This window comes from Pseudomonas sp. NFACC41-3, from assembly GCF_900109505.1.
Taxonomy (GTDB): domain Bacteria; phylum Pseudomonadota; class Gammaproteobacteria; order Pseudomonadales; family Pseudomonadaceae; genus Aquipseudomonas; species Aquipseudomonas chlororaphis.
In genome coordinates this window covers 301,869-327,550 of the sequence record NZ_FOAE01000002.1, presented here as the reverse complement: position 1 = coordinate 327,550, position 25,682 = coordinate 301,869, and the positions used below count along the sequence as shown (strand labels likewise).

Below are 25,682 nucleotides of genomic sequence, written 5' to 3'. Positions count from 1 at the left end.
GAGTCCGAACCAAGGAAACCGTATGAGCCTGTCCCTCCTGAGCCGCTACGCCTTCTTTGCTGCCTGCGTGATTTTCACCCTCGCCAGCTTGCCCTTTCTCGAACATGACTGGCTCTGGCCAATCACCCTGGTCACCTTCCTGCTCAGCCTGCTGGGCATTTTCGACCTGCTGCAAAGCCCCCACGCGGTACGCCGCAACTACCCGATCCTGGGCAATATCCGCTACCTGGTGGAAGGCATCCGCCCGGAAATCCGCCAGTACCTGCTGGAGTCCGACAGCGACGCCCTGCCCTTCTCCCGGGCCCAGCGCTCGCTGGTCTATTCGCGAGCCAAGAACGAAAGCGCCGACAAGCCGTTCGGCACCCTGGTCGACGTCTACCAGTCGGGTTTCGAATTCATCGGCCATTCCATGCGCCCGGCCCCCCTGAGCGATCCGAGCACCTTCCGCGTCACGGTCGGCGGCCCGCAGTGCAAGCAGCCCTATTCGGCCTCGGTGTTCAACATCTCGGCCATGAGCTTCGGCTCCCTCAGCGCCAACGCCATCCGTGCCCTCAACCAGGGCGCCAAGCTCGGCAACTTCGCCCATGACACCGGCGAAGGCAGCATCAGCCCTTACCACCGGGAAAACGGCGGCGACCTGACCTGGGAACTGGGCAGCGGTTATTTCGGCTGCCGCACCAGCGACGGCCGTTTCGACCCGGAGCGTTTCGCCGTGCAGGCGCAGGACCCGCAGGTGCGGATGATCGAAATCAAGATGAGCCAGGGCGCCAAGCCCGGCCACGGCGGCATCCTGCCCAAGCACAAGGTGACCCAGGAAATCGCCGATACCCGCGGCATCCGCATGGGCGAGGACTGCATCTCGCCATCGAGCCACAGCGCCTTTTCCACGCCGATCGAAATGATGCATTTCATCCAGCAGCTGCGTGAGCTGTCCGGCGGCAAGCCCGTAGGCTTCAAGTTCTGCCTCGGCCACCCGTGGGAGTTCATGGGCATCGCCAAGGCCATGCTGGAGACCGGCATCCTCCCCGACTTCATCGTGGTCGACGGCAAGGAAGGCGGCACCGGCGCGGCACCGGTGGAGTTCACCGACCACATCGGCGTGCCAATGCGCGAAGGCCTGCTGTTCGTGCACAACACCCTGGTGGGCCTGAACCTGCGCGACAAGATCAAGCTCGGCGCCAGCGGCAAGATCGTCAGCGCCTTCGACATCGCCAGTGTGCTGGCCATCGGCGCCGACTGGGCCAACTCGGCGCGCGGCTTCATGTTCGCCATCGGCTGCATCCAGTCGCAAAGCTGCCACACCAACAAATGCCCGACCGGCGTCGCCACCCAGGACAACCTGCGCCAGCGCGCGCTGGTGGTGCCGGACAAGGCGCAACGGGTGTTCAGCTTCCACCGCAACACCCTCAAGGCCCTGGCCGAAATGCTCGCCGCCGCCGGCCTGCAGCACCCCTCGCAATTGGAAGCCAAGCATCTGGTACGGCGCATGTCGGCCACCGAGATCAAGCTGTTCTCGCAGCTGCATGTGTTCCTCAAGCCCGGCGAACTGCTCACCGGCGCGGTCAGCGGCGAGTTCTATTCGCGCATGTGGCAGCTGGCGCGCGCCGACAGCTTCGAGCCCAACAGCGAAGCCGCGGCCTGACCGGCCACCCTCGACGCTCTACCGTGCCGGTGGGGCGTTATCCATCATGCAAAGGATGCATCCCCAGTGCTCAAAGTCATCGCCGAAGATTTCATCAAGCCCGAACACCTCGACACCGTGCGCCCCTGGTATGCCGAACTGGTGGAGAAAACCCGCCAGGAACCGGACTGTATCGCCTACGACCTGTTCGTCGATCAGCAAGACCCTGGGCACTTCATCTTTATCGAGCAATGGCCAGACCGCGCAGCGCTCGAGGCCCATTGCCAGACCGAGCACTTCACCCGCCTGGTGCCACAGATCAACGCCTTCCAGGCCAGGGAATGCCGTGTGCTGCTGATGGATCAGTTCTGATCCAGCGGATAAGCCCAGTGCCTCACCAGTGCAACGTCTTGATCGGCGCCGGTTCCTTCATGACGATAAAACCGTAATCGCCCAGCAGATAGATCCGGTAGTAGCGGCTGTCCACCAGCGGTGGATAGCCCAGGTAACCGACCAGGGTCGCATTGCGCCGCTCCCTTTCCGCGACCACGTTGGTAATGCCCACCTTGGGCAGGTTCTCGGCCAGCATGAAGAAGTCGATGTTCAGCAGGTAGTGCAGCACCGGCATCTGCTTGAACGAGCCCGCGGCCGCCAGCAGCCAGTGATCGGAATAGGTCACCGACATATAGATACGCTTGGCCTCACGCAACTGCCGGTGGCTGGTGATGTCGCGCTCAAGGCTCGACAGCGCGCTGGCCACCAGGGTTTTCTGCACTGTCAGCACCCGGCCATAGGCGAACGACAGCGACAGCATCGCCAGCAGCGGCACCACCAGCAGCAGCGGCAAGCGTTCATGCAGCGCCGCCAACGCCAGGTGGCTCAGATAGAACAGCAACACCCACAACACCGCGAAGCCCATCAAGGTCCGGGCGCCTTCATTGAAGTCGCGGAAAAACAGCGCGATCCCCGACACCAGCACAAACACCAGCGGCAATGCCAGCAGGCAGACCAGCGCCATCACGACTTTTTTCAGGCCGCTGTCCGGCCGCTGGAACAGGTTCGCCGCCAACCGCACGCAACCGGCCAGGGCGCACAGCGCCAGCGCGGCGAACACCCAGGCAAACCCGCCGTGAAACAGCAGCGCGACTTTTTCCAGCACCCTGGCGATGTTGACTTGCAGTTGCAGCAAGGGCTGCGCCGACCAATTCAGCAGCAAGGTGCGGGTCTGATCCATGAAGGGGTAGGCGGTGACGCAATAAATCATCCAGCCCAAGGCCGCCTGGGCGATCTTCCAGCCGATCATTTCCCACCAGCGCGGCCAGGCGCTCTTGTCATTGGCGCCGCGGATCACCTCCAGGCAACACAGGCCCAGGAACACATTGATGCTGATCTGATACAGCCCGATGGCCAGCGCCACCAGCAAGGCCGGCACCAGCCATTGCAGCACGCGGTACGGGTTGCGGTAGGTGATGGCGTAGATCACCGCCACCAGGCTCAAGGCCATGGCCGGGCCGTCGTATTGATACGACAGGTTCTGCAGAAAGAACGGGTTGTACCAGAGCGGCAACAGCACCAGGCAGCAGGCCGCCGTCGGCTGCGGATAGTAATGGAACGTCAGGCTGGTCAGGGCCGCGGCCATGGCGACCGTGGCGATCAGCAGCGGCAGGGGAAAGATGTTTGGCGCAGCGCCGCTGAAGGTCAGGGCGTTGTAGAACAGCTCGGTAAACAGCCGCCCCTGCTCCGTCCAGGCGGTGCCGGCCGACAGCGAGCGCCAGTTGTCATCGATATAGGGAAAGTCCGCGAGGATCAGCGGCAGCACATACAACAAGGTGGCGCACAGAAAAAACAGCCAGGCCTGGCGACGCCCGAGTTCCCCGCTGAGCAAGCGGCCCATTCTGTCCATGCTAGAGCCCCAGGCGGTCTTTGCCGCCGATGACGTCCTTGATCACGTAGCGCGGCCGATGCTTGGCCTCGATATAGATACGGCCGACGTATTCGCCGAGGATGCCGATGCCGATCAACTGCACGCCGCCGAGAAACAGAATGGCGGTCATCAACGAAGGGTAGCCGGGCACGCTGTTGCCGAAGAAGATCTTGTCCAGGACCATGTACACCGCGTAGAGCACCGCGAAAATCGAGATGCCGCCACCGATGTAGGTCCACAAGCGCAACGGCACGGTGCTGAACGAGGTGATGCCTTCCAGCGCCAGGTTCCACAGTTTCCAGCCATTGAACTTGCTCTTGCCCGCCACCCGTTCGGCGCGCTCGTACTCCACCACCACCGTGGTGAACCCGGCCCACGACAGGACGCCTTTCATGAACAGCTGATGCTCGGGCAGGGTTCGGATCACATCGACCACCTTGCGATCCATCAGCCGGAAGTCGCCAACGTTTTCCTCGATCCGGGTGTACGCGATACGGTTCAGCAGGTGGTAGAACAGCGCCGCGCTGCTGCGCCTGAGAAAACTGTCGGCCGTGCGCCTGCGGCGTTTGGCGAGGACCACATCGGCGCCCTTCTGCCATTCCTCGATCAGCCGCGGGATGACACTGATCGGGTCCTGCAGGTCGACATCCATGGGAATCACCGCATCGCCGCTGGCGTGTTCCAGCCCGGCGAACAACGCCGGCTCCTTGCCGAAATTGCGCGAAAAGTTGATCAACAGCATCTGCTCGTCCATCTGCGCCAGGGCCTTGACCTCCTCGGCCGTGCGGTCGGAACTGCCGTCGTTGATAAACACGATCTCGACTTCGCCCTGCTCGAACCGCAACTCGCGACGCACCGCCTGGTAAAACAGGCCGATGGCCTGCTCTTCATTGAAGACCGGAACGATCAGCGAGATCTTCATCGTTCACACTCGCGGAACACCAGGTACTTGGCGAACAGAAAACCCGCCACCAGGCTCAGGGCGGAAAACACCAGCACCGTCAGCAAGCCGGGCAGCCGCCACACATCCCCGGCATGCCCGACACCCAGGCTCAGCGCCCCCATGCCCCCCAGAAACAGCAGATAGCCGCCGACCGAGGCCCTGGCGGCGAAGGTGAAGCGCGCATTCATATAGAAAGAAAACGACGCCGCGACGCAAAAGGCCGCCAGGTTGCTGAGCGCCTGGCTGAGGCCAGCCACCAGGCTCAGCAAAAAGAACACCAGCCAGTGGATAAAGGTGTTGGCGATGCCGATCACCGTGTATCTGGAGATTCCCTTCCATAAGAGTCTCATGGGTGACTCTCCCCCGTTGAATATCGCTCAACTTGTATGGCAGGTTTTTCTGCCCATCGATTGGCGAAATCGCTGATCCGGCGGTCTTTCAGACGTGTGGCATCCAGGCCGGCCTGCAGGGGCCGTTGTCGTGCAAGCCCCCCTCCCAGCCCTCCTCTGGCCTGATTGCCTACTCACAACAAATTGCATAAATGCATATTTATACTTGCACAAACGCATAACACAACTAAGGTTACCCCTGAGCCCGACCGGAGCAGGCCATCGAGGATGGCGAACCCTACAGGCCGGTCACGGGCTTGCGAAAAACGCTGCATCGCCACACGCAACAACGACACAAGCTGGACGCTTGTTTTCACTCATGGAGGATGAAAATGTTAACCCTTGAAGACACACCCTTTACCCGCACTGGTCCTGCCGAGGCACTGCCACAGTGCCTGGTCGGCACCCTGCTCAACGCCGGACTGAGCGACGTCGACGACAGCGCGGAACACGCCGCCCTGGCCGCCAGCCTCAACTTCAGCATTCAGCAGCAAACCCAGACCAACTGGTGCTGGGCCGCGCTGTCGGCCTCGGTCGGCAACTATTACCGCACCGGTTCCTGGACTCAATGCGGGGTCGCCAACGCGCAACTGGGGCGCAATACCTGCTGCAACCAGCCGGGGCCATGCAACGTGTATGGCTACCTGGACTCGGCCCTGCAAACCACCCGCAGCTTTGGTGGCATGAGCCAGGGCTCGATCCAACTGTCGGCCATCGACAACCAGATCAACATGGGACGCCCCGTTGGCCTGCGCTGTGCCTGGTTTGGCGGCGGCGCGCACTTTCTGGCGATCTACGGCACCAACGGCAGCTACCTGCTGATTGCGGATTCCATCTACGGCTATTCGACCCGTGCCCTGAACACCTTCCCCCGTTCGTACAACGGCGGCGGCAACTGGACCACCACCTACTTCACCCGGAAAAACTAAGGAGGGCAGCATGCAACTGACTTATCCCAAGGCACCTGCCAACGGCGCTCAGGTACTGCGCCCGGCTCTCCAGGCGGCCCTGCAGAGCAAAGGCTTCGGCGTCAACCGCCAGTTCGCCCAGGCCACCGCCAGCAAAGTGAGCCTGTCCGAGCCCTACCGCGGCTACTCGCTGAGCCTGGAAGACCTGGCCCAAGGCAAAGGCCTGCAGCAGGCCACGCTGGGGGACTGGCATTACCTGGTGTTCAGCGACGGAGTCTCGATTGCCGACGCGCAACTGGCGGAAGTCGCCGGCCAGGTCGAGTTCTCGTCGCTGAACCACGGCGCCCTGGCGTCGGCCACGGTCAATGCGCTGAACCTGGCGGAAAAGGCGCCGCACCTCAAAGGCCGGACCTTTGAACTGCGCGTGTTGTTTGTCTCGGCGCTGCATGTCGCGGCGATCTGGCTGCACGCCAGCGATGAAGACGTGCTGATCCCCATCGAACCAACGCCCAAGCACCTGGCGAGCACCAAGCTGTACAGCGAGGCCGCGTTGCTGGCCCTGCTGGCGCCCGCCGCGCAACAAGCGAAGGCGGCGTTCGATGCGGACACCACGGGGCTGTTGGGGAGCTGACCGTTCACCGGGCTGCGGTGAACGGGCGGTTGCAACACTAAAACCCGGAACCGCAGAAACAGCGCCCGCATAAAAAAGCCCCCGGTCACTGACCGGGGGCTTTGGGTTTTATCGCCTGATGGCGTTACGACGCCGAACGCACCGCGCCCTGTTGGGCATTGTTCGGTTGCAGCTTGAACAGGTAGAACAACGCCGTCAGCAGCACCAGGAACGCCGGCCCCACATACAGCGCCACGCGGGTGTCCGGGAAGTAGGCCATCAACCCCACCACCAGCACCAGGAACGCCAGGGCCAGGTAGGAACTGACCGGGTACAGCCACATGCGGTACTTCAGGCCGGCCCGTTCCGAGGCGCTCAGGCCTTTGCGGAACTTGAGCTGGGCCAGGAGGATCATCACCCAGGTCCAGATCGCACCGAAGGTGGCGATGGAGGTCACCCAGACGAACACTTTCTCCGGCACCAGGTAGTTGAGCAGCACGCCCAGCAGCAAGGCGAAGATCGACAGCAGCAGCGCGCGACGCGGCACGCCGTTGTTCGAGGTCTTGGCGAAACCGGCCGGGGCCTGGCCGTTCTGCGCCAGGCTGTAGAGCATGCGCCCGGTGCTGAAAATGCCACCGTTGCAGGACGACAACGCGGCGGTGATCACCACGAAGTTGATGATGCCGGCGGCGGTCTTGATGCCCAGGCGCTCGAAGGTCATCACGAACGGGCTGCCCTGGGTGCCGATTTCGTTCCACGGGTAGATCGACAGGATCACGAACAGCGCGCCCACATAGAACAGCAGGATGCGCCAGAACACCGAGCCAATGGCGTTGGGAATGGTCTTCTGCGGGTTACGCGCTTCACCGGCGGTGAGGCCGATCATCTCCACGCCCAGGTAGGCGAACATCACCATCTGCAGGGACATCAGCACGCCGGTCACGCCGTTGGGCATGAAACCGCCGTGGGTCCACAGGTTGGAGATGCCCAGCGCCACGCCGTCATTGCCGAAACCGAAGGCGATGATGCCGACGCCACCGATGACCATGGCGATGATGGTGACGATCTTGATCAGGGCGAACCAGAACTCGAACTCACCGAAGGCCTTGACCGCGATCAGATTGATCGAGCCCATGCTCACCAGGGCCGCCAGGGCCCAGATCCAGCGCGGCACATCGGGGAACCAGATGCCCATGTACACCGCCACCGCGGTGATTTCCGCGACGCAGGTCACCAGCCACAGGAACCAGTAGTTCCAGCCGGTGAGAAAGCCCGCCAGCGGGCCGAGATAGTCTTGCGCGTAACGGCTGAAGGAACCCGCGACCGGGTTATGCACGGCCATCTCGCCGAGGGCGCGCATGATCACCAGAATCGCCAGGCCGCCGAGGATGTAGGACAGCATGATGGCCGGGCCGGCCATTTCGATGGCCTTGGCCGAACCGAGGAACAGGCCGACACCGATACAGGCGCCAAGCGCCATCAAGCGAATATGCCGTTCGCCGAGTTCGCGTTTCAGCGGGCCGCCTTGAGCGGTCTCGCCTTGGGGCAGGTGGTTGCCAACTGGCATAGGGATACAACCTCATCTTGTTATTGGATATGAGCCACCGAGCCTGTGAGGCACGGACGGATAATCCGTGCCAACCAGATCGGATCGACCTTGTGGGCCGACACGTCTTGTAGGACAAATCCTGCAAGATCAGTGGGGCGTGCAGTATAAAAAGCTGACGGCAGGCTTTTTCACTCTATAAACAGCTAAATTCAGAGAGAAATCTCGGTATTTTCCGGTTTCGCGAAGTGGCATTACCTGGAATTTTCGCCGTTTGTCATTTTTGAACGGCGCCGAGTATTGCACAGCCATGGTGCAGCGTCATGCCCCTACCTAGGACCTATTTACCGGTCGCGATAGCTCTATCTCAAGCTTCTTTCGCCTCGCCCCATGCCCTGCAGGAGCGAGCTTGCTCGCGATAAACCCGAGGGCGCCGCGATGCTTCGGATACACCGAATCATCGTTGACGACCGTCGCGAGCAGGCTCGCTCCTACAGGGGGGAGGTGAATGCTTTCAGGTCGCGCACAAATTTTTCACCATTGCCCACCACCGTCTAAGCTTCAGACAAGTCCGATCAATCTGCGTGAATGGATCAGTCGACTATGGGTGCTTTGTGGCAGACCGATTCGAGTAAAAAAGTAGTGCCAACTGATCGCGTGGAAGAAGCGCCTATCCCTGAGAAATCCCATTCAAGCCGACTTTGGTGGCGGCTGTTCTGGCTATTGCTGCTGATGGCGCTGGTCGCCCTGGGCTTTGCCGCGTCCAAGGAAATGCGCACCTCGAAACTGCAGGCGCGCGAGCTCAGCAAGTTCGCCGCGGACCTGAGCTATTCCATGGCGCCCGGCCCCAGCGATGCCATCGTCTACCCCGGCGCCGGGCCCTTCGACAAGCGCCTGGGCTACAGCGCCCTCGATGATTTTCTGGCGCGCCTGCTCAAGCGCGGTTACGTGGTGGAGGCCCAGACCCGCTTCTCCCCCGCCTTGATGAACTACAGCGAAAACGGCTTCTTCGTACCCTATACAGAGAAGATTCAGGCCGGGCTGTCGATCACCGATTGCCGCGCGGCGCCGCTCTATCAATTCAAGTACCCGCAGCAGCTCTATTCGAACTTTGCCGCCATCCCGCCGGTGATGGTGCGCAGCCTGCTGTTCATCGAGAACCGCGAGTTGCTCGACCCCGACCAGCCCCTGGCCAACCCGGCGGTGGACTGGCCGCGCTTCGCCAAGGCCGCCTGGTCGCAAGTGGCCAAGCTGCTGCACTTGCCAGGGCAGACGGCGGGCGGCAGTACCCTGGCGACCCAGCTGGAAAAGTACCGGCACTCGCCGGACGGCCTGACCGTGTCCGGCGCGGAAAAGATCCGGCAGATGATTTCCGCCAGCGTGCGTGCCTACCAGGGCGGCCAGCAGACCCTCGAGGCCCGGCGGCGCATCATTCGCGACTACCTCAACAGCGTGCCGCTGTCGGCCGTGCCCGGCCACGGTGAGGTGCATGGCATGGCCGAAGGGCTGCGGGTCTGGTACGGCGCCGACTTCACCCAGGTCAACGAGCAGCTGGCGAGTACCGCCAGCGATCCGCAGAGCCTGGCGCAACGCGGCCTGGCCCTGCGCCAGGTGCTGTCGTTGATGATCGCCCAGCGCCGGCCTTCGCATTACCTGTCCAAGGGCCGCCGGGAACTGGCCGAACTCACCGACAGCCATATCCGCCTGCTGACCCAGAATGGCGTGATCGATACGCCACTGTCCGAAGCTGCCCTGGCCAGCAAGGCCACCTTCCGCGACTGGGTGCAGCAACCGACGATCCAGCCGATCGAAACCAACAAGGGCATCAGCGTCGCCCGCAGTCGCCTGGCCGGCTTGCTCAACCGGCCGCTGTACGACCTCGATCGCCTCGACCTGTCCGCCACCAGCACCCTGCAAAGCGACCTGCAACGCCAGGCCACCGAGTACCTCAAGCACCTGGCCGACCCGGTGTTCGCCGCCGAGATCGGCCTGCTCGGCGAACGCCTGCTGACACCGACCAGCACCACCCAGGTGCGCTACAGCTTCACCCTGCTCGAACTGACGCCGGACGGTTCGCGGGTGCGGGTCCAGACCGACAGCACCGACCAGCCCTTCGACATCAACGAAGGCAGCAAGCTGGAGTTGGGCTCCACCGCCAAGCTGCGGGTCCTGACCACCTACCTGCAGATCATTGCCGAACTGTACGAGCAGTACGGCGCCGAAACCCCGGCGGTACTGAAGAAAGTCGAGATCGCCGAACAGGACCGCCTGAGCCGCTGGGCCGTGGACTACCTGATCCAGAACAGCGACCGCAGCCTGCCGAAAATGCTCGAGGCGGCCCTGGACCGCAAATACTCGGCCAGCCCCGGCGAGAGTTTTTTCACCGGCGGCGGGCTGCACACCTTTCATAACTTCCGCAAGGAAGACAACGGCCGCATACCGACCCTGCGCGACGCCCTGCGCGAGTCGATCAACCTGCCCTTCATCCGCCTGATGCGTGACCTGGTGCGCTACAGCACCTATGCCGGCCCGAGCAACAGCGCCAACCTGCTCAAGGACGACGGCGACCCGCGGCGCCAGGAATACCTGGCCAAGTTCGCCGACCGCGAGGGCACTTCTTTCCTCCTGCGGTTCTGGAAGAAATACCGCAACAAGGACACCCAGGCGCGCCTGGACACCTTCCTCGACAGCATGCACCCGACGCCGATCCGCCTGGCGGCCGTGCACCGCTACCTGCTGCCGGAAGCCAGCCAGGAGAGTTTCAACAGTTTCGTGCGCTCGCACCTCAAGGGCGCCAAGCTCACGGAGAAACTCACCGACGAACGCCTGGACAAGCTCTATTACAGCTACGGCCCCGGCTCCTACGACCTGCCCGACCAGGGCTACATCGCCAAGGTGCACCCGCTGGACCTGTGGCTGCTCGGCTACCTGCTGAACCACCCCGACGCCAAGTTCAGCGAGATCGTCAAAGCCAGCGAATTCGAGCGCCAGGAGGTCTACAGCTGGCTGTTCAAGAGCCGGCACAAGAGCGCGCGGGACAGCCGCATCCGCACCATGCTGGAGATCGAGGCGTTCCTCGACATTCACCAGCGCTGGCAGAAAGTCGGTTATCCGTTCGACCATCTGGTGCCCTCGCTGGCGACCGCCATCGGCAGTTCCGGCGATCGCCCCGCGGCGCTGGCCGAACTGGTCGGCACCATCCTCAACGACGGCGTGCGCATGCCGACCCTGCGCATCGACAGCCTGCATTTCGCCGCCGATACGCCGTATGAAACCAAGCTGGTCAACGACCCGGCCGAGGGCAAGCGGGTGATGCCTTCGGAAGTGGCCACGGCGCTGCGCGGCGCCCTGTCGCAAGTGGTGGATGCCGGTACCGCCAAGCGCCTCTCCGGCAGCTTCAAGCTGGCCGACGGTACACCGCTGGCCATGGGCGGCAAGACCGGCACCGGCGACAACCGTATCGAGGCCATCGGCTCCGGCGGACGGATCCTCAGTTCGAAATCCATCAACCGCACCGCCACCTTCGTGTTCTATATCGGCGAACACCACTTCGGCACCCTGACCGCCTATGTGCCGGGTGTCTCGGCGCAAGCCTTCAAGTTCACCTCGGCCTTGCCGGTCCAGGTGCTCAAAGGCATGGCGCCGATCCTCACGCCGTACCTGCAACCGGGCAGCAATACCCAATGCCTGGGCAGCCTGGCCCAACGCTGAAACCTCCCCCCGCAACGTAGCCGCCTGTAGCCGCTACCAAGCCTGCGAGGCTGCGATCGGCTGCGTAGTGGCCGCAAACCGGGCAACCCCGTTGCTCCAGGAATCACTGCGGAGGCCGTTTTGCGAGGACTGCGTCCTCGATCGCAGCCTCGCAGGCTCGGCAGCGGCTACGGACTGTCTCGATTCTCCCCCTCTTCGACAAACGGCTGGTGCGGCCAGCACGGAAATACTTGCGCAGCCTTTAAGATATATCTTAAGTTATGTCTTAATCGCACAGGAGAAAGAGAAAATGAGAGAACACCACCACCCCCACCGTGAGTACGGCGACGGCCACGACGGTTTCGAAAAACGCCCCGGGCGCGAACGCGGCGGCCGTGGCCCGCGGGTCTTCGCCCCCGGCGACCTGAAGTTGCTGTTGCTGGCGCTGATCGCCGAGCAGCCGTGCCACGGTTATGACCTGATCCGCCAGATCGAAGGCATGTTCGATGGCGCCTACAGCCCCAGCCCGGGCGTGATCTACCCGACCCTGACCTTCCTCGAAGAGAGCGAACTGATCAGCGGCGACGCCGAAGGCGGGAAAAAACGCTACAGCGTGACCGAGGCCGGCCGTCTGTCCTTACAGGACCAGGCGATTGCCCTGGATGGCGTGCGCATGCGCATCGACGTCAGCAAGCGCTCGCTGCGCGGCCACGATCGCCCGGCGGAAATCCACGAGGCGGTGCACAACCTGCGCCACGCCCTGCAGATGCACCACGGCCGCTGGAACCCGCAAGAAATCCTGCGCGTCCGCGACCTGCTGAACAACACCGCCCGCGCCATCGTCGACGGCCCGGCCCCCTCTTCCACTCAGGAGTCAGCTGAATGACCGCAGACACTTCGCCATCGATTCATCGGGTCAGCCACGAGATCAAACGCCGCCGCCTGGAAGTGCTGCGGGTGGTCGACCTGACCCCGCGCATGCGCCGCATCACCCTGGGCGGGCCGGAACTCGCCGGTTTCATCAGCCTGGGCAGCGACGACCATATAAAGCTGCTGTTCCCGCAGAACGCCGAACAGCAGGCGGCCCTGGAAACCCTGGTGTTGGGCCCGGGCAAGGACAACGGCGCGATGCCGGCCATGCGCGACTACACGCCACGGCGCTACGACCTGGACATCGGTGAACTGGATATCGATTTCGTGCTGCACGGCGACGGCCCTGCCTCGACCTGGGCCGAGCAGGCCAGGCCCGGTCAGTTCCTGCATATCGGCGGGCCGCGCGGCTCGATGATCGTGCCGGACATCTTCGACAGCTACCTGCTGATCGGCGATGAAACCGCGCTGCCGGCGATTGCCCGGCGCCTGGAAGAATTGCCGGCCGGGCGCCGGGTGCTGGCGGTGATAGAGATCCAGGACGCCGCCGAGCGCCAGGTGCTGGCGAGCGCGGCGCAGGTCGAGGTGGTCTGGGTCGAGCGCGACGGCGGCCAGCAGGACCTGATCAGTACCGTGCGCGGGCTGCAGGTGCCGAGCGGCAAGCTGTATGCCTGGGTGGCCACGGAAAGCAAAGTATCGCGGCAGATTCGCCGGGTACTGCTGGACGAGCACCGGCTCGACGACGAGTTCGTCAAGGCCGCCGGTTATTGGCGCCTGGACAGTAGCGAGGACGAATAAAAGCGGCGGCCTGGCCGCCTATCGCGAGCAAGCTCGCTCCTGCAATGTCCGCGTAACAGCCCTGTAGGAGCGAGCTTGCTCGCGATAACAATCTCCCCGTCACCCAACGACTCAAGCCCTACGCTGCCCCGCCCAGCGATCCACAGCCACGAACAGCAGCGCCACCAGCACGAACCCCACCAGAATCCCCAGCGCATTCACGAACGCCTGCGCATAGCCCAGCTTGCCCACGTCAACAAAAGGATAGGGATACAGCCCCAGCACATGCCCGCGCAGCAGCACATAAGCGAAGTACAGCAGCGGGTAGAGCATCCACCCGGCGACATGTCGCAGCCCCAGGCGCCCCTTGGGCACGCAGCACCACCAGTAGACGAGAAACAGCAGCGGCATCACGTCGTGCAGCAACTCGTCCGCCACCAACTGCCAGCCCTGGGGATGCCACAGGTGACGCAGCAACAGGCTGTACGCCAGCCCCACCACCACAATGCTGACCGCGATGCCGCTGCTGACCCAGGGTTGCAGAAAGAACCGCTGCCCGCGCGAGCTGCGCAGGTCCAGGGCACAGGTCAGCACCACCGCCACCAGGGTGTTGGTGAGCACGGTGAAGAAACTGAAAAAGTTGATCAGCCCGCCCAGCAGGCTGGCGTCCACCGTCCAGCGCAGATGAAGGATCAGGTACAGCTGGATCGTCAGCCCCAACCAGCCGAGCAACGCGGCCAGCGCGGTGAACAGCCGTTTGCCGCCTGAAGGAAAAACCGGCTCGACAGCCATCGAAGGTCCTTAGAGCGGGCGTTTGGTGCGCTGCAATTTCACGTACAGCTGCTCGACTTTCTCCCGCGCCCAGGGCGTCTTGCGCAGAAAGGTCAGGCTCGACTTGATGCTCGGGTCGCTCTTGAAGCAACGGATATCGATGCGCTCGGCCAACCCCTGCCATTCGTAATGTTCCACCAGCACCTTGAGGATCTGTTCCAGGGTGACGCCGTGCAGCGGGTCGTTGTTCGTTGCAGTCATGCCGGGCCTTTGAGCAAGAGAAAAAGGAAGTCGCGCACCTTAGCCGAGGGTTCGATCCGGTGGAAGGGCGAACACTCATCAACTGTAGCCGCTGCCGCAGGCTGCTATAGCGCCGAAGGCGCTCATGCACCTGAGATCGCCGCGAGCGTTCCGCTCGATCGCAGCCTGCGGCAGCGGCTACATCGGAACGAATGCCCCCCTCTCCTGAAAAAGTTCCTTCCTTTTTGCGCCAAAAGAGATGTTATATTGTATCAATACAAAACAAACCCCTGATCCAGACACCTCGCCGTGTCACGCCTGTTCTCTTTTGACTCAAAGCGCACAGCCTCGCGCTTGCCAAGGAATGACCGATGTCCCTCTCTGCCCCCCGCCCTTCTCGCTCTTTACTCTGGCGCCTGACGCCACTGTCCGCCGCCTTGCTGCTCGCCTCCCAGGCCCACGCCCTGGAGCTGCAACCGCAGGTCATCACCGCCAACCCCCTGGGCAGCCAGCAAACGGCAGCGCCGAGCACGGTACTGGAAGGCGACGACCTGACCCTGCAACAACAAGGCAGCCTCGGCGAAACCCTGAATAAACAGCCGGGTGTGTCTTCCTCCTACTTCGGCCCGGGCGCCAGCCGGCCGATCATTCGCGGCCTGGACGGCGATCGCATTCGCCTGCTGCGCAACGGTGTCGGCGCCCTGGATGCGTCGTCGCTGTCCTACGACCACGCCGTGCCGCTGGACCCGGTCAACGTCGAGCGCATCGAGATCGTCCGCGGCCCGGCCGCCCTGCTGTATGGCGGCAGCGCCATCGGCGGCGTGGTCAACACCTTCGACAACCGCATCCCCACCGCCGCCATCGAAGGCATCCACGGTGCCGGTGAATTGCGCTATGGCGGTGCCGACACCACCCGCAGCAGCGCGGGCAAGCTGGAAGCCGGCAACGGCACCTTCGCCTTGCACCTGGACGCCAACTCGCGGCAGTTCAACGACCTGAAAATCCCCGGCTACGCCCGCAGCCGCCACGCCCCAGCGAGTGAAGACGGCGATGGCAAAAAGGGCCGCCTGGGCAACAGCGACGGCCGCCAGGACGGCGGCGCCATCGGCGGTTCCTACACCTGGGACGACGGTTACGCCGGGCTGTCCTATAGCAACTACGACTCCAACTACGGCTCGCCCGCCGAAGACGACGTGCGCATCCGCATGAAGCAGGATCACTACGCCTTCGCCTCGGAACTGCGCAACCTCGACGGCCCTTTCAGCTCGCTGAAATTCGACGCCGGCTACACCGATTACGAACACCGCGAAATCGAAGGCGGCGAGACCGGCACCATTTTCAAGAACAAGGGTTACGAAGCCCGGGTCGAAGCGCGCCACCAGCCCCTCGGCCCGCTCAATGGGGTGATCGGCACCCAGGTCAGCCGCAGCGAGTTTTCCGCGCTCGGCGAAGAAGCCTTCGTGCCCCAGACCGATACCGACAGCGCCGCGCTGTTCATCCTCGAAGAATTGCAGGCCACCGAACGCCTGAAACTCAGCCTCGGCGGGCGCCTGGAACACACCCGCGTCGACCCGGACAGCAAAGGCAACGAGCGCTTCAGCCAGGCCGACAGCTCCAACAGCTTCACCGCCGGCAGCCTGTCGTCCGGCGCGGTCTACACCCTGACGCCGATCTGGTCCGTGGCCGCCACCCTGGGCTACACCGAACGCGCGCCGACCTTCTACGAGCTGTATGCCAACGGCGCCCACGTGGCCACCGGCACCTATGAAGTCGGCGACGCCAACCTGTCGAAAGAAAAAGCCGTGTCCAGCGACCTGGCCCTGCGTTTCGACAACGGCACCCACAAAGGCAGCGTCGGGGTGTTCTACAGCCACTTCTCCAACTACATCGGGCTGCTCGGCAGCGGGCGCACCCTCAACGATGCAGGCGAGGAGGACGCCGGCGGCATGCCGGAATACACCTACTCCGGGGTCCGCGCGCGGTTTGCCGGGATCGAGGCCCAGGATCACTGGAAGCTCGGCGAAAGCGCCTACGGCAAGTTCGCCCTGGAACTGTCCGGCGACTACACCCGCGCCAAGAACCTGGACAACGGCGAAGCCCTGCCACGCATCGCGCCGCTGCGCCTGAACAGCGGCCTGCTGTGGGAACTGGATCGCTGGCAGGCACGCATCGATGTCGAACACGCCGCCAGCCAGCGTCGCGTGCCGGACAACGAAAGCGGCACCGACGGCTACACCACCCTGGGCGCCAGCGCCGGTTACCACTTCGACATCGGCAGCAGCCAGTGGCTGGCCTTCGTCAAGGGCGAGAACCTGACCAACCAGACCGTGCGCTACGCCAGCTCGATCCTGCGCGACATCGCCCCGGCCCAGGGGCGCAGCATCGAGGTCGGCTTGCGCACCACCTTCTGAGGCTCTGACCCGCGACGGCCTGCAACGGGCCGTCGCGCCACGGCTTTCCTGGCGTTCATCGCGCCAGCAGGTCCTGTGCTCCAGGCGGCGAGGCAGTACTGTTACCGAATCCGAAATGATTCATGTCAACAAAAGCCCTTTCTCTCGCCTGGCCCCTGATTTATTCTTCGCGCCGCTCAGGCTGAAACCTTTAATCCTGCCCTTTGAATCAGCTGTATTAACGTGCTCGCACTGCCGCGAACCGAGCCACGTCGAGCCTTTGCTTGCCTGCCCATTTCCTTGAATAAGACCAAGACTTCACCTATGCCAGACGTTCAAACCTTTAAAGACAGCGCTGTCTCTCGCCCTGCCGCCCTGCACCAAACCATGACCCTGCTCGGCGCCCTCGGCCTGGCCACCTGCGCCCAGGCCGCGCCGGCCTTCGACAGTGAGTCCCCGTGGATGCTCGGCGACTGGAATGGCAACCGCACCGAGCTGGCGAAAAAAGGCTACGACTTCAAGATCGACTTCGTCGGCGAAATGGGCGCCAACCTGCATGGCGGTTACGACCATGACCGTACCGCGCGCTTCAGCGACCAGTTCGCCTTCGGCAGCCACCTGGACCTGGGCAAGATCCTCGGCTGGAACGACGCCGAGTTCCAACTGACCATCACCAAGCGCGACGGCGACAACATCAGCAACGACCGCATCAACGACCCGCGGGTCGGTGGCTTCACCTCGGCCCAGGAAGTCTGGGGCCGCGGCCAGACCTGGCGCCTGACGCAGATGTGGTACCAGCAGAAATTCTTCGACCAGAAACTCGATATCAAGGTCGGCCGGTTCGGCCAGGGCGAAGACTTCAACAGCTTCCCCTGCGACTTCCAGAACCTCGCGTTCTGCGGCTCCCAGGTCGGCAACTGGGCCGGTAGCGTCTGGTACAACTGGCCGGTCAGCCAGTGGGCGCTGCGGGTCAAATATCACCTGACCCCTGAGCTCTACGCGCAGATCGGCGCCTATGAGCAGAACCCGTCCAACCTCGAGCGCGGCAACGGCTTCAAGCTCAGCGGCAGCGGCACCCAGGGCACCCTGCTGCCGGTGGAGCTGGTGTGGACGCCGAAACTCAACGGCCTGCCGGGTGAATACCGCGCCGGTTACTACTACAGCAGCGCCAAGGCCAGCGACGTGTACAAGGACAGCAACGGCCAGCCGGCGGCCTTGAGCGGCGAGGCCTATCGCAGCAGCTCGAGCAAGCACGGCCTGTGGCTGGGCGCGCAACAGCAGATCACCAGCCTGGCCAGCGACCACTCGCGCGGCTTGAGCCTGTTCGCCAACGCGACGATGCACGACAAGAAGACCAACGCCATCGACAACTACGTCCAGGCCGGCCTGGTCTACAAGGGCCTGTTCGATGCACGCGCCAAGGACGACATCGGTTTCGCCATGGCCCGGGTCCACGTCAACCCGGCCTACCGCAAGAACGCCGAAGCGACCAACCAGGCCAACCTCATCCAGGACTACGACAACCCGGCCTACCTGCCGCCCCAGGACACCGAATACAGCGCCGAGCTGTACTACGGCGTGCATGTCACTAATTGGCTGACCGTGCGCCCGAACCTGCAATACATCCGCCACCCGGGTGGCGTGGACAAGGTCGACGACGCGCTGATCGGTGGGATCAAGATCCAGAGCTCGTTCTGAGGCGCACCGGCAACGCGCCCAATCTGAATAAAACTGTTTTTCCCAAACACTGCTGAACCATGCCCGCGCCTGATCGTCATCTACAGTGAACAAGCGCGGGACTACCTTAAACGTCACGGAGAACCACACTATGAGCACTGAGGGTGCTTCAAGTCCGAGCCGCCTGCTGCCGAGCCTGCTCGGTATCTTGCTGCTGCTAATGGGCCTGGCCATGCTGGCCGGGGGGATCAAGCTGAGCATGCTCGGCGGCTCGCTGTACTACCTGTTGGCCGGTATCGGCCTGATCATCAGCGGCGTGCTGCTGCTGGCCGGTCGTAGTGCCGCGCTGCTCGTCTACGGGGTGGTGCTGTTCGCCAGCTCCGTCTGGGCACTGTGGGAAGTCGGCCTGGACTGGTGGCAACTGGTGCCACGCCTGTCGCTGTTCTTTGCCCTGGGTGTGGTTCTGCTGCTGCCGTGGTTCCGTCGTCCGCTGCTGCGCAACGGCCCGGCACCTGTGAGCACCGCGGTACTGGGCGTGGCCGTGGTCCTGGCCGGTGGTGCCGCGATCAACAGCCAGTTCACCAATCCGGGCGAGATCTCGGGCGAACTGGGCCGTGCAAGCGCCGACACCACCAGCGCCGCGCCGACCATGCCCGAAGGCGACTGGCAGGCATATGGCCGCACCGAGTTCGGCGACCGCTACTCGCCGCTGACCCAGATCACTCCGGCCAACATTGGCAAGCTGCAGGAAGCCTGGCGCATCCGCACCGGCGACATGCCGACCGCCAAGGACCCGGTGGAAATCACCAACCAGAACACCCCGCTGAAGGTCAACGGCATGCTCTATGCCTGCACCGCCCACAGCCAGGTGCTGGCGCTGGACCCGGACACCGGCAAGGAAATCTGGCGTTTCGACCCGAAAATCCAGGGCCCGAACGGCGATGACTTCCGTGGCTGGGCACACATGACCTGCCGCGGCGTGTCGTACTACGACGAAGCCAGCTTCAACAAAAGCGACGCCATCAGCACTCCGGCCAGCCTCTCGGCCGCCGGCCAGGCGATCGCCGCCAGCTGCCCGCGTCGCCTATTCCTGCCGACCGCCGACGCGCGCCTGATCGCGATCAACGCCGACACCGGCAAGGTCTGCGAAGACTTCGGCAACAAAGGCGCCGTGGACCTGAAGGCCGGTATTGGCCCGTTCACTCCAGGCGGCTACTACTCGACGTCGCCGGCCGCCATCACCCGTAACCTGGTGATCATCGGCGGCCACGTGACCGACAACGAGTCGACCAACGAACCGTCCGGCGTGATCCGCGCCTTCGACGTGCACGACGGTCACCTTGTGTGGAACTGGGACGCCGGCAACCCCGACGTCACCACGCCGCTGCCGGAAGGCCAGACCTACACCCGCAACTCGCCGAACATGTGGTCCCTGGCCAGCGTCGACGAGAAGCTGGGCCTGGTCTACCTGCCGCTGGGCAACCAAATGCCTGACCAATGGGGCGGCAACCGCACCGCGGGCGCCGAGAAGTTCAGCGCCGGCACCGTGGCCCTGGACATCGACACCGGCAAGCTGCGCTGGAACTACCAGTTCACCCACCATGACCTGTGGGACATGGACGTGGGCAGCCAGCCGACCCTGGTGGACATGAAGACCGCGGACGGCATCAAGCCGGCGCTGATCCAGCCGACCAAGCAAGGCAGCCTGTATGTGCTGGACCGTCGCGACGGCACCCCGATCGTGCCGATCCAGGAAGTACCGGCGCCGGGCGGTGCGGTCGAAGGTGACCACACCGCGCCGACCCAGGCCCGTTCGGACCTGAACCTGCTGCCGCCGCCGCTGGAAGAAAAAGGCATGTGGGGCGCCACGCCGTTCGACCAGATGCTGTGCCGCATCCAGTTCAAGGAACTGCGCTACGAAGGCCAGTACACCCCGCCGTCGATCCAGGGCAGCCTGGTCTACCCGGGTAACGTCGGTGTGTTCAACTGGGGCAGCGTGTCGATCGACCCGGTCCGCCACCTGCTGTTCACCAGCCCGAACTACATGGCCTTCGTTTCCAAGCTGGTGCCGCGCGCCGAAGTCGCCGCCGACAGCAAGCGCGAAAGCGAAACCTCCGGTGTGCAACCCAACACCGGCGCGCCTTACGCGGTGATCATGCATCCGTTCATGTCGCCGTTCGGCGTACCTTGCCAGGCCCCGGCCTGGGGCTACGTGGCCGGTATCGACCTGACCACCAACAAAGTGGTGTGGAAGCACAAGAACGGCACCAGCCGCGACAGCTCGCCAGTACCGATCGGCCTGCCCATCGGCGTGCCGAGCATGGGCGGCTCGATGGTCACCGCCGGTGGCGTGGGCTTCCTCAGCGGCACCCTGGACCAGTACATCCGCGGTTATGACGTGAACAACGGCAAGGAACTGTGGAAATCCCGCCTGCCAGCGGGCGGCCAAGCCACGCCGATGAGCTACACCGGCAAGGATGGCAAGCAGTACGTGCTGGTGGTCGTGGGTGGCCACGGCTCGCTGGGCACCAAGATGGGCGACTACATCATCGCCTACAAACTGTCGGAATAAGCGTTACCGGCGGTGAATGAAAAGGCGGCTACCTGCGGGTAGCCGCCTTTTTTTGTGGGTGGGGTTTGGGGGGAGTGTCTTTGGCCTTTCATTTTGTATTGCCCGGCCTGACGTCATCGCGAGCAAGCTCGCTCCTACAAGGACGATGTAATACCTGTAGGAGAGAGCTTGCTCGCGATAGGGCCCGCCCAACCACCACCAGCCTCCCGGGCGATAACGATTCATGTAGCCGCTGCCGCAGGCTGCGATCGGCCGGCACGGCCGTGGCGTTCTGAAGTCCGATGGAGGTTTGGCGCAAGATCGGGAACCAAGGCCCTGCGGGCCTTATCGCAGCCTCGCAGGCTCGGCAGCGGCTACAGGGCCAATGTCGCGCCAAAATCGGTGGTGGCGTCGGACGGCGATCTCAAGGCCGATAGAGATTCATGTAGCCGCTGCCGCAGGCTGCGATCGACCGGTACGGTCGTGGCGCTCTGAAGGCCTCTGGAGGTTTGGCGCAAGATCGGGAACCAAGGCCCTGCGGGCCTTATCGCAGCCTCGCGGGCTCGGCAGCGGCTACAGGGCCAATGTCGCGCCAAAATCGGTGGTGGCGTCGGACGGCGATCTCAAGGCCTATAGAGATTCGTGTAGCCGCTGCCGCAGGCTGCGATCGGCCGGTACGGCCGTGGCGTTCTGAAGTCCGATGGAGGTTTGGCGCAAGATCGGGAACCAAGGCCCTGCGGGCCTTATCGCAGCCTCGCGGGCTCGGCAGCGGCTACAGGGCCAATGTTGAGCCGAGATCGGTGTGGCAGTGGTTATAGCGAAAATTCCTACAACACGCGTCGACTCCCATCACCTTGTCCCGCCGTGTCTCGGACTCTATGGTTTGCCTGTCACTGCAAACTCAGTGACAGGGTGTGGAAGCCCTTATATCGTTAGGCGCGCAAAGCAACGTGAGTCAGGCGTTTTTTCGCCTGCACTTTATGGCGGCTGTGCGTGGGGCACTCTCGAGTGCGCCGGGTGCCTAACGTCCCGGTCTTCCACACCTGCGTACAGCCGCCACCTGATTACGTGGAAGTGATTTCTGGCGACTCCGACTCATACGTTAGGAACAGACCAATGAAAAAACTCACTCCCGATCCACCCGCGCTCATCGACGACACCTCACCCCGCCGCTACATGGCCCTGACCAGCAACGACTGCACCATCCCCGCCTTGCTGATCGACACCGAGGCGCCATTGGATGTGCTGCACGAAGCCGCTGCCCACCGCATCCGCGCCGCGGCCCAGTTGCTGGAAAACCTCGCCAGCGACGCCAACCTGCACGGCAACCCGGCGCTGCTCCAGGATTTCGCCCAGCTCTGCGTCATCCCCCTGCGCGACGGTTGCGACCTGCTGGACGTACTCGGCCGGCGCCTGCAGGAACAACTGCTGAGCTGAACCTCGATCCGGGGCCGGCGACTCCAGCCGGCCCTGCGCCGACGCCGTCCTCAACCCGGTCATTGCAAAGGGACATTAGCCCATCTGTGCTAATCGACCCTCCCCCACCCCGGCGATATAGTGCCAACCACTCACTCGCTCTTCTCAACACCGCCGCTCTGCGGTGTCGGGGTCGGCTGCGCCGTAGAAAACACAACAATGCCAAGGAAGAATCACCATGAACCTCCACCCCACTGCTCGTCCCCTCGCCCTGCTCGGCATCCTGGCGCTCGCCCTGGGCGGTTGCGCCATTGCCAAACCCAGCAACGACGACCTCAAGAACCGCGCCCAGACCACCCTCGGCAAGCCCGTGACCACGGTCTCCAATGTGCGTAGCGACGCATCCCAGACCTACTTCACCGCCAGCACCAGCAACGGCGAATACAATTGCGTATTGCCCAGTGGCGGCATGGTCGCCTTCGCCTCCATGGGCGGCGTCGTGGCGCTCCCTGCCGAGTGCACCAAGCAGTAAGCCGCGGCCCATCGCCGAGGGTTCATGGCGCCAGACTTCACACCGTGAAGCAGGGCCTGCAGATCTCTGGCTGCAGCGCCCGGTGCGGCCACACAGGGCTGCTCAGCTGGAAATCCGCGACTTCAACAGCCAGGCCTCGAAGGCTGTGGCAGTCAGCGGCCGGCTGATCAGGTAGCCCTGGGCCGTGTCGCAATGCCAGCGCTCCAGCAGGCGCAGGCTGCGCTCCTGCTCCACCCCTTCGGCCACCACCTTGAGCCCCAGGTTGTGGCTCATCTCGATGGTGGAACGCACGATCACCGCGTCGCCGCTGGTTTCGTCGAGGTTGCGGATAAACGACTGGTCGATCTTCAACTCCTGCACCGGCAGCCGCTGCAATTGCGCCAGCGACGAGTAGCCGGTGCCGAAGTCGTCCACCGACAGGCTGATACCGCAGTCGCGCAGGCTCTGCAACACCTCCAGCGCCTGCTCCGGGTGACGCATGATGGCGCTTTCGGTGATCTCGAAAATCAGCTGCTCGGCGGACAATCGATAACGCTGCAGCAACACGCTCACCCGCGCCGCCAGGTCGTGGCCATGCAGGTCGTCCGCCGAGATGTTCAACGACAACTGCAGATGCAGCCCACGCATGTTCCATTCGGCCAGTTGCCGCATGCCCTCCTCGATCACCCACAGGGTCAGGCTGTTCATGCTGCCGGTCCGCTCGGCCAGGGGGATGAACTCCGCCGGCGAGACCATGCCGAACTCCGGGTGCTGCCAGCGCAGCAGGGCTTCGGCCTGGTGCACATGGCCATGGCGCAGGTCCAGCTTGGGCTGGTACAGCAAGAACAGCTCGCCTTCCGCCGCGGCCCGGCGCAGGTCGCGGATCAGTCCGATCTGGCGCTGATGGGCCAGGTCGCGGTCCTGCTGGTAGATCTGCAGGTAACCAGGCTGGGCGGCCGCGTCGTGGCGGGCGATGGCGGCGCGGCTGATCAGCTCTTCCGCCGATTGGCCGTCGGTGGGGTAGACCGCCACGCCGATGCACACCTGGCGCTGCACTTCATCGCCACGCAGGGGCTGCGGCCGGCTCAACAACGCATGGAGCCGGTCGGCCATGGCCACCGCGCCATCGATCTCGGTATTTTCCAGCAGCAACAGAAACTCGTTGGCGGTGATGCGCGCGGCGGTGTCGCCGGTGGACACCGTCTCCGACAGCCGCCGGCTGACTTCGCGCATCATCTGCTCCACCCCTTCCGGGCCCAGGCCTTCGTTGATCGCCCGATAGTCCTCGATCCCCAGGTACAGCAGCACCACCTTGCGCCCGGCGCTGATGGCATTGCTCAGACGCTCCATGGCCAGCGCCCGGTTGGGCAGGCCGGTCAGGGGATCGTGCAGGGCGTTGTGGGCCAGTTGCAGCTCGCGGCTGGCAATCCCGCTCTGCATGGCGTTAATCGCCTCGGCCAGCAAGCCGAACTCGTCGGTGCGCTTGAGCACCACCGGCACCTGATAGTTGCCGGCGCCAATGCGTTGGGCGGCATCGGCCAGCACATTCAACGGCCGCGACACCCGCCGCGCCATGAACAGGGCGCCGGCCAGCGACACCACCAGCGCCGCCAGGGCAATCACCAGGAACTCGCGGTCCAGCGGCGCGAAGGCCTGCAAGGCGTGATCCAGCGGGCTTTGCAGCAACGCCAGAACCTTGGGGTCGTCGGGATCGTCGGTATTGGCCAGTTGCAGGGCCTGATTGAGGAAGCGCTTGCCGTGGGCATCGCTCAACTGTGGTCGCGCGCGCCAGGACGCATTGCGCAGGGTGGTGATGATGGTCGCCCAGAAAATATCCGGCTGAGTGCTGAACAGCTCCCCCGCGCGCCCGTCCTGCAGGGTGAGGAATGACACCTCCAGGTTGCTCATGGAGCGCAACTCGCTGGCGAACAGATCGTCCATGCGAAACGCCATGACCACCCGATTCATGTGCATCGGCGTCAGCACCTGCCCCTGGACCAGCAGATAAGGCTGGCCCTTGAGCGCGACGATCAACATGCTTTTGTTCTGCCGCAGGGCCGTGCGCAAGGCTCGGTCGTAGGGGAAATGCTCACGCTCGGCGATCGCCCCCAGGGTGCTGGCGATCACCGTGCCTTCGGCGCCGAGCACGAACAGCTCGCTGCCGCGGGTGCCGGTACCATGCTGACGCAGCGCCTCGAGAATCGCCCGCGAGTCGCCGCTGATCACCGCCTCACGGAACTGCGCGTCCACCACCAGCCAGTCCACGCCATAACGCAAGCGCCGACCGCGCAGTTCCAGCAGGCGTTCGAAGACCCGGGTGCCGGTTTGCAGCTGCACTTGCGCCTGGTTTTCCACCGCATGATTGGTCGCGGCCTTGACGGCGAAATACACCACCCCGATCACGATCAACAGCAACAACGCCAATACCCCAGTGATCCTTACCTGGAACGTATGGCGCCACTTCATGAGACGGCTCTCGTCGCCGCGACCTCACTGTTGTCGCCCCTGCACCCCCACGGCGACACCCGCCGCTCCCCGCTGAAAAGTCCTTTGATCATTACGCGTCCCTCTGGGCAGCTAAAGATGCGTCAAATAAATGCCATTTCCCTGACAACATTTAATCGGTCCAGATTAGACTGCCAAGAGAAGAAGATCACGCAATAAAATCAGGGGGTTCATAAAGTCATTTTTTTGTCACCGCCAATTTACCAACGTTCTTGCGCAGAAATGACAGCCTCACAATCAGCGCTTTGGAGGCTGCCCTGCGTTGCGGCGACAAGGACTGAAATAATTGATCCGGCCCGGGCACCATTGAAACCGCTCGTCACCTGCCCCATCTAACTTCGCA

19 protein-coding genes are annotated in these 25,682 nt (G+C 63.6%); 12 read left to right on the top strand and 7 right to left on the bottom strand.

Annotated elements, in window-relative coordinates:
• Positions 1–22 precede the first annotated feature (22 nt).
• Both BMY68_RS10845 and BMY68_RS10840 read left to right on the top strand, forming a co-directional pair.
• On the top strand, positions 23–1,642 hold the full coding sequence (locus tag BMY68_RS10845; protein ID WP_009045399.1) for an FMN-binding glutamate synthase family protein: 1,620 nt from the start codon (positions 23–25) through the stop codon (positions 1,640–1,642).
• Between the two features lie 66 nt (positions 1,643–1,708).
• Positions 1,709–1,993 carry a putative quinol monooxygenase gene (locus BMY68_RS10840; RefSeq protein ID WP_007923147.1) on the top strand — a complete coding sequence of 95 codons (285 nt, stop codon included), beginning with the start codon at positions 1,709–1,711 and terminating at the stop codon, positions 1,991–1,993.
• 22 nt (positions 1,994–2,015) lie between these two features.
• Here BMY68_RS10840 and BMY68_RS10835 read toward each other — a convergent pair whose 3' ends face one another.
• The 3 genes from BMY68_RS10835 to BMY68_RS10825 are packed head-to-tail and all read right to left on the bottom strand — an operon-like array spanning position 2,016 to position 4,838.
• Positions 2,016–3,524: a glucosyltransferase domain-containing protein gene (locus BMY68_RS10835; RefSeq protein ID WP_085532206.1), complete on the bottom strand. Its 1,509-nt coding sequence runs from the start codon at positions 3,522–3,524 to the stop codon at positions 2,016–2,018.
• Position 3,525: 1 nt separating this feature from the next.
• A complete protein-coding gene (locus BMY68_RS10830) occupies positions 3,526–4,467 on the bottom strand; it encodes a glycosyltransferase family 2 protein (protein ID WP_085532208.1) in 942 nt (313 codons plus the stop codon).
• Positions 4,464–4,838 (bottom strand): GtrA family protein, encoded by a 375-nt coding sequence (locus BMY68_RS10825; RefSeq protein WP_007923142.1) that lies wholly within the window; start codon positions 4,836–4,838, stop codon positions 4,464–4,466. The genes BMY68_RS10830 and BMY68_RS10825 overlap by 4 nt, the downstream gene beginning before the upstream one ends.
• A 371-nt stretch (positions 4,839–5,209) precedes the next feature.
• On the opposite strand from BMY68_RS10825, the gene BMY68_RS10820 reads away from it, so the two are divergent.
• Both BMY68_RS10820 and BMY68_RS10815 read left to right on the top strand, forming a co-directional pair.
• Entirely contained in the window at positions 5,210–5,806 is a 597-nt protein-coding gene (locus tag BMY68_RS10820; protein WP_009045403.1) for a papain-like cysteine protease family protein, read from the top strand.
• Positions 5,807–5,816: 10 nt separating this feature from the next.
• Positions 5,817–6,416: a hypothetical protein gene (locus BMY68_RS10815; RefSeq protein WP_007923139.1), complete on the top strand. Its 600-nt coding sequence runs from the start codon at positions 5,817–5,819 to the stop codon at positions 6,414–6,416.
• A gap of 124 nt (positions 6,417–6,540) precedes the next feature.
• Here BMY68_RS10815 and BMY68_RS10810 read toward each other — a convergent pair whose 3' ends face one another.
• Complete coding sequence (locus BMY68_RS10810; protein ID WP_007923136.1) at positions 6,541–7,962, bottom strand: amino acid permease; 1,422 nt, start codon at positions 7,960–7,962, stop codon at positions 6,541–6,543.
• Between the two features lie 582 nt (positions 7,963–8,544).
• On the opposite strand from BMY68_RS10810, the gene BMY68_RS10805 reads away from it, so the two are divergent.
• From BMY68_RS10805 to BMY68_RS10795, 3 genes are all read left to right on the top strand, one after another.
• Positions 8,545–11,652, top strand: a complete 3,108-nt coding sequence (locus BMY68_RS10805) for a transglycosylase domain-containing protein (protein WP_085532210.1) — start codon at positions 8,545–8,547, stop codon at positions 11,650–11,652.
• A gap of 289 nt (positions 11,653–11,941) precedes the next feature.
• Positions 11,942–12,517: a PadR family transcriptional regulator gene (locus BMY68_RS10800; RefSeq protein WP_009045406.1), complete on the top strand. Its 576-nt coding sequence runs from the start codon at positions 11,942–11,944 to the stop codon at positions 12,515–12,517.
• Positions 12,514–13,299, top strand: coding sequence for a siderophore-interacting protein (locus BMY68_RS10795; RefSeq protein WP_085532212.1), 786 nt, complete (start codon positions 12,514–12,516; stop codon positions 13,297–13,299). Before BMY68_RS10800 ends, BMY68_RS10795 begins: the two co-directional genes overlap by 4 nt.
• A 111-nt stretch (positions 13,300–13,410) precedes the next feature.
• Here BMY68_RS10795 and BMY68_RS10790 read toward each other — a convergent pair whose 3' ends face one another.
• Both BMY68_RS10790 and BMY68_RS10785 read right to left on the bottom strand, forming a co-directional pair.
• Positions 13,411–14,070, bottom strand: a complete 660-nt coding sequence (locus BMY68_RS10790) for a Pr6Pr family membrane protein (protein ID WP_085532214.1) — start codon at positions 14,068–14,070, stop codon at positions 13,411–13,413.
• A 9-nt stretch (positions 14,071–14,079) separates the two neighbouring features.
• Positions 14,080–14,310, bottom strand: a complete 231-nt coding sequence (locus BMY68_RS10785) for a VF530 family protein (RefSeq protein ID WP_085532216.1) — start codon at positions 14,308–14,310, stop codon at positions 14,080–14,082.
• 350 nt (positions 14,311–14,660) lie between these two features.
• On the opposite strand from BMY68_RS10785, the gene BMY68_RS10780 reads away from it, so the two are divergent.
• The 5 genes from BMY68_RS10780 (at position 14,661) to BMY68_RS10760 (ending at position 22,855) form a co-directional block, all read left to right on the top strand.
• Positions 14,661–16,700: a TonB-dependent receptor gene (locus BMY68_RS10780; RefSeq protein WP_085532218.1), complete on the top strand. Its 2,040-nt coding sequence runs from the start codon at positions 14,661–14,663 to the stop codon at positions 16,698–16,700.
• A 303-nt stretch (positions 16,701–17,003) separates the two neighbouring features.
• Positions 17,004–18,377, top strand: coding sequence for a carbohydrate porin (locus BMY68_RS10775; RefSeq protein ID WP_062824758.1), 1,374 nt, complete (start codon positions 17,004–17,006; stop codon positions 18,375–18,377).
• A 130-nt stretch (positions 18,378–18,507) separates the two neighbouring features.
• The gene (locus BMY68_RS10770; protein ID WP_085532219.1) at positions 18,508–20,928 is read left to right on the top strand and encodes a glucose/quinate/shikimate family membrane-bound PQQ-dependent dehydrogenase; all 2,421 of its coding nucleotides are present in this window, start codon (positions 18,508–18,510) and stop codon (positions 20,926–20,928) included.
• A gap of 1,095 nt (positions 20,929–22,023) precedes the next feature.
• Entirely contained in the window at positions 22,024–22,344 is a 321-nt protein-coding gene (locus BMY68_RS10765; protein WP_062824756.1) for a hypothetical protein, read from the top strand.
• A 217-nt stretch (positions 22,345–22,561) separates the two neighbouring features.
• The gene (locus BMY68_RS10760) at positions 22,562–22,855 is read left to right on the top strand and encodes a hypothetical protein (protein WP_062824755.1); all 294 of its coding nucleotides are present in this window, start codon (positions 22,562–22,564) and stop codon (positions 22,853–22,855) included.
• 102 nt (positions 22,856–22,957) lie between these two features.
• Here BMY68_RS10760 and BMY68_RS10755 read toward each other — a convergent pair whose 3' ends face one another.
• Entirely contained in the window at positions 22,958–25,300 is a 2,343-nt protein-coding gene (locus BMY68_RS10755) for a putative bifunctional diguanylate cyclase/phosphodiesterase (RefSeq protein WP_062824754.1), read from the bottom strand.
• Positions 25,301–25,682 lie beyond the last annotated feature (382 nt).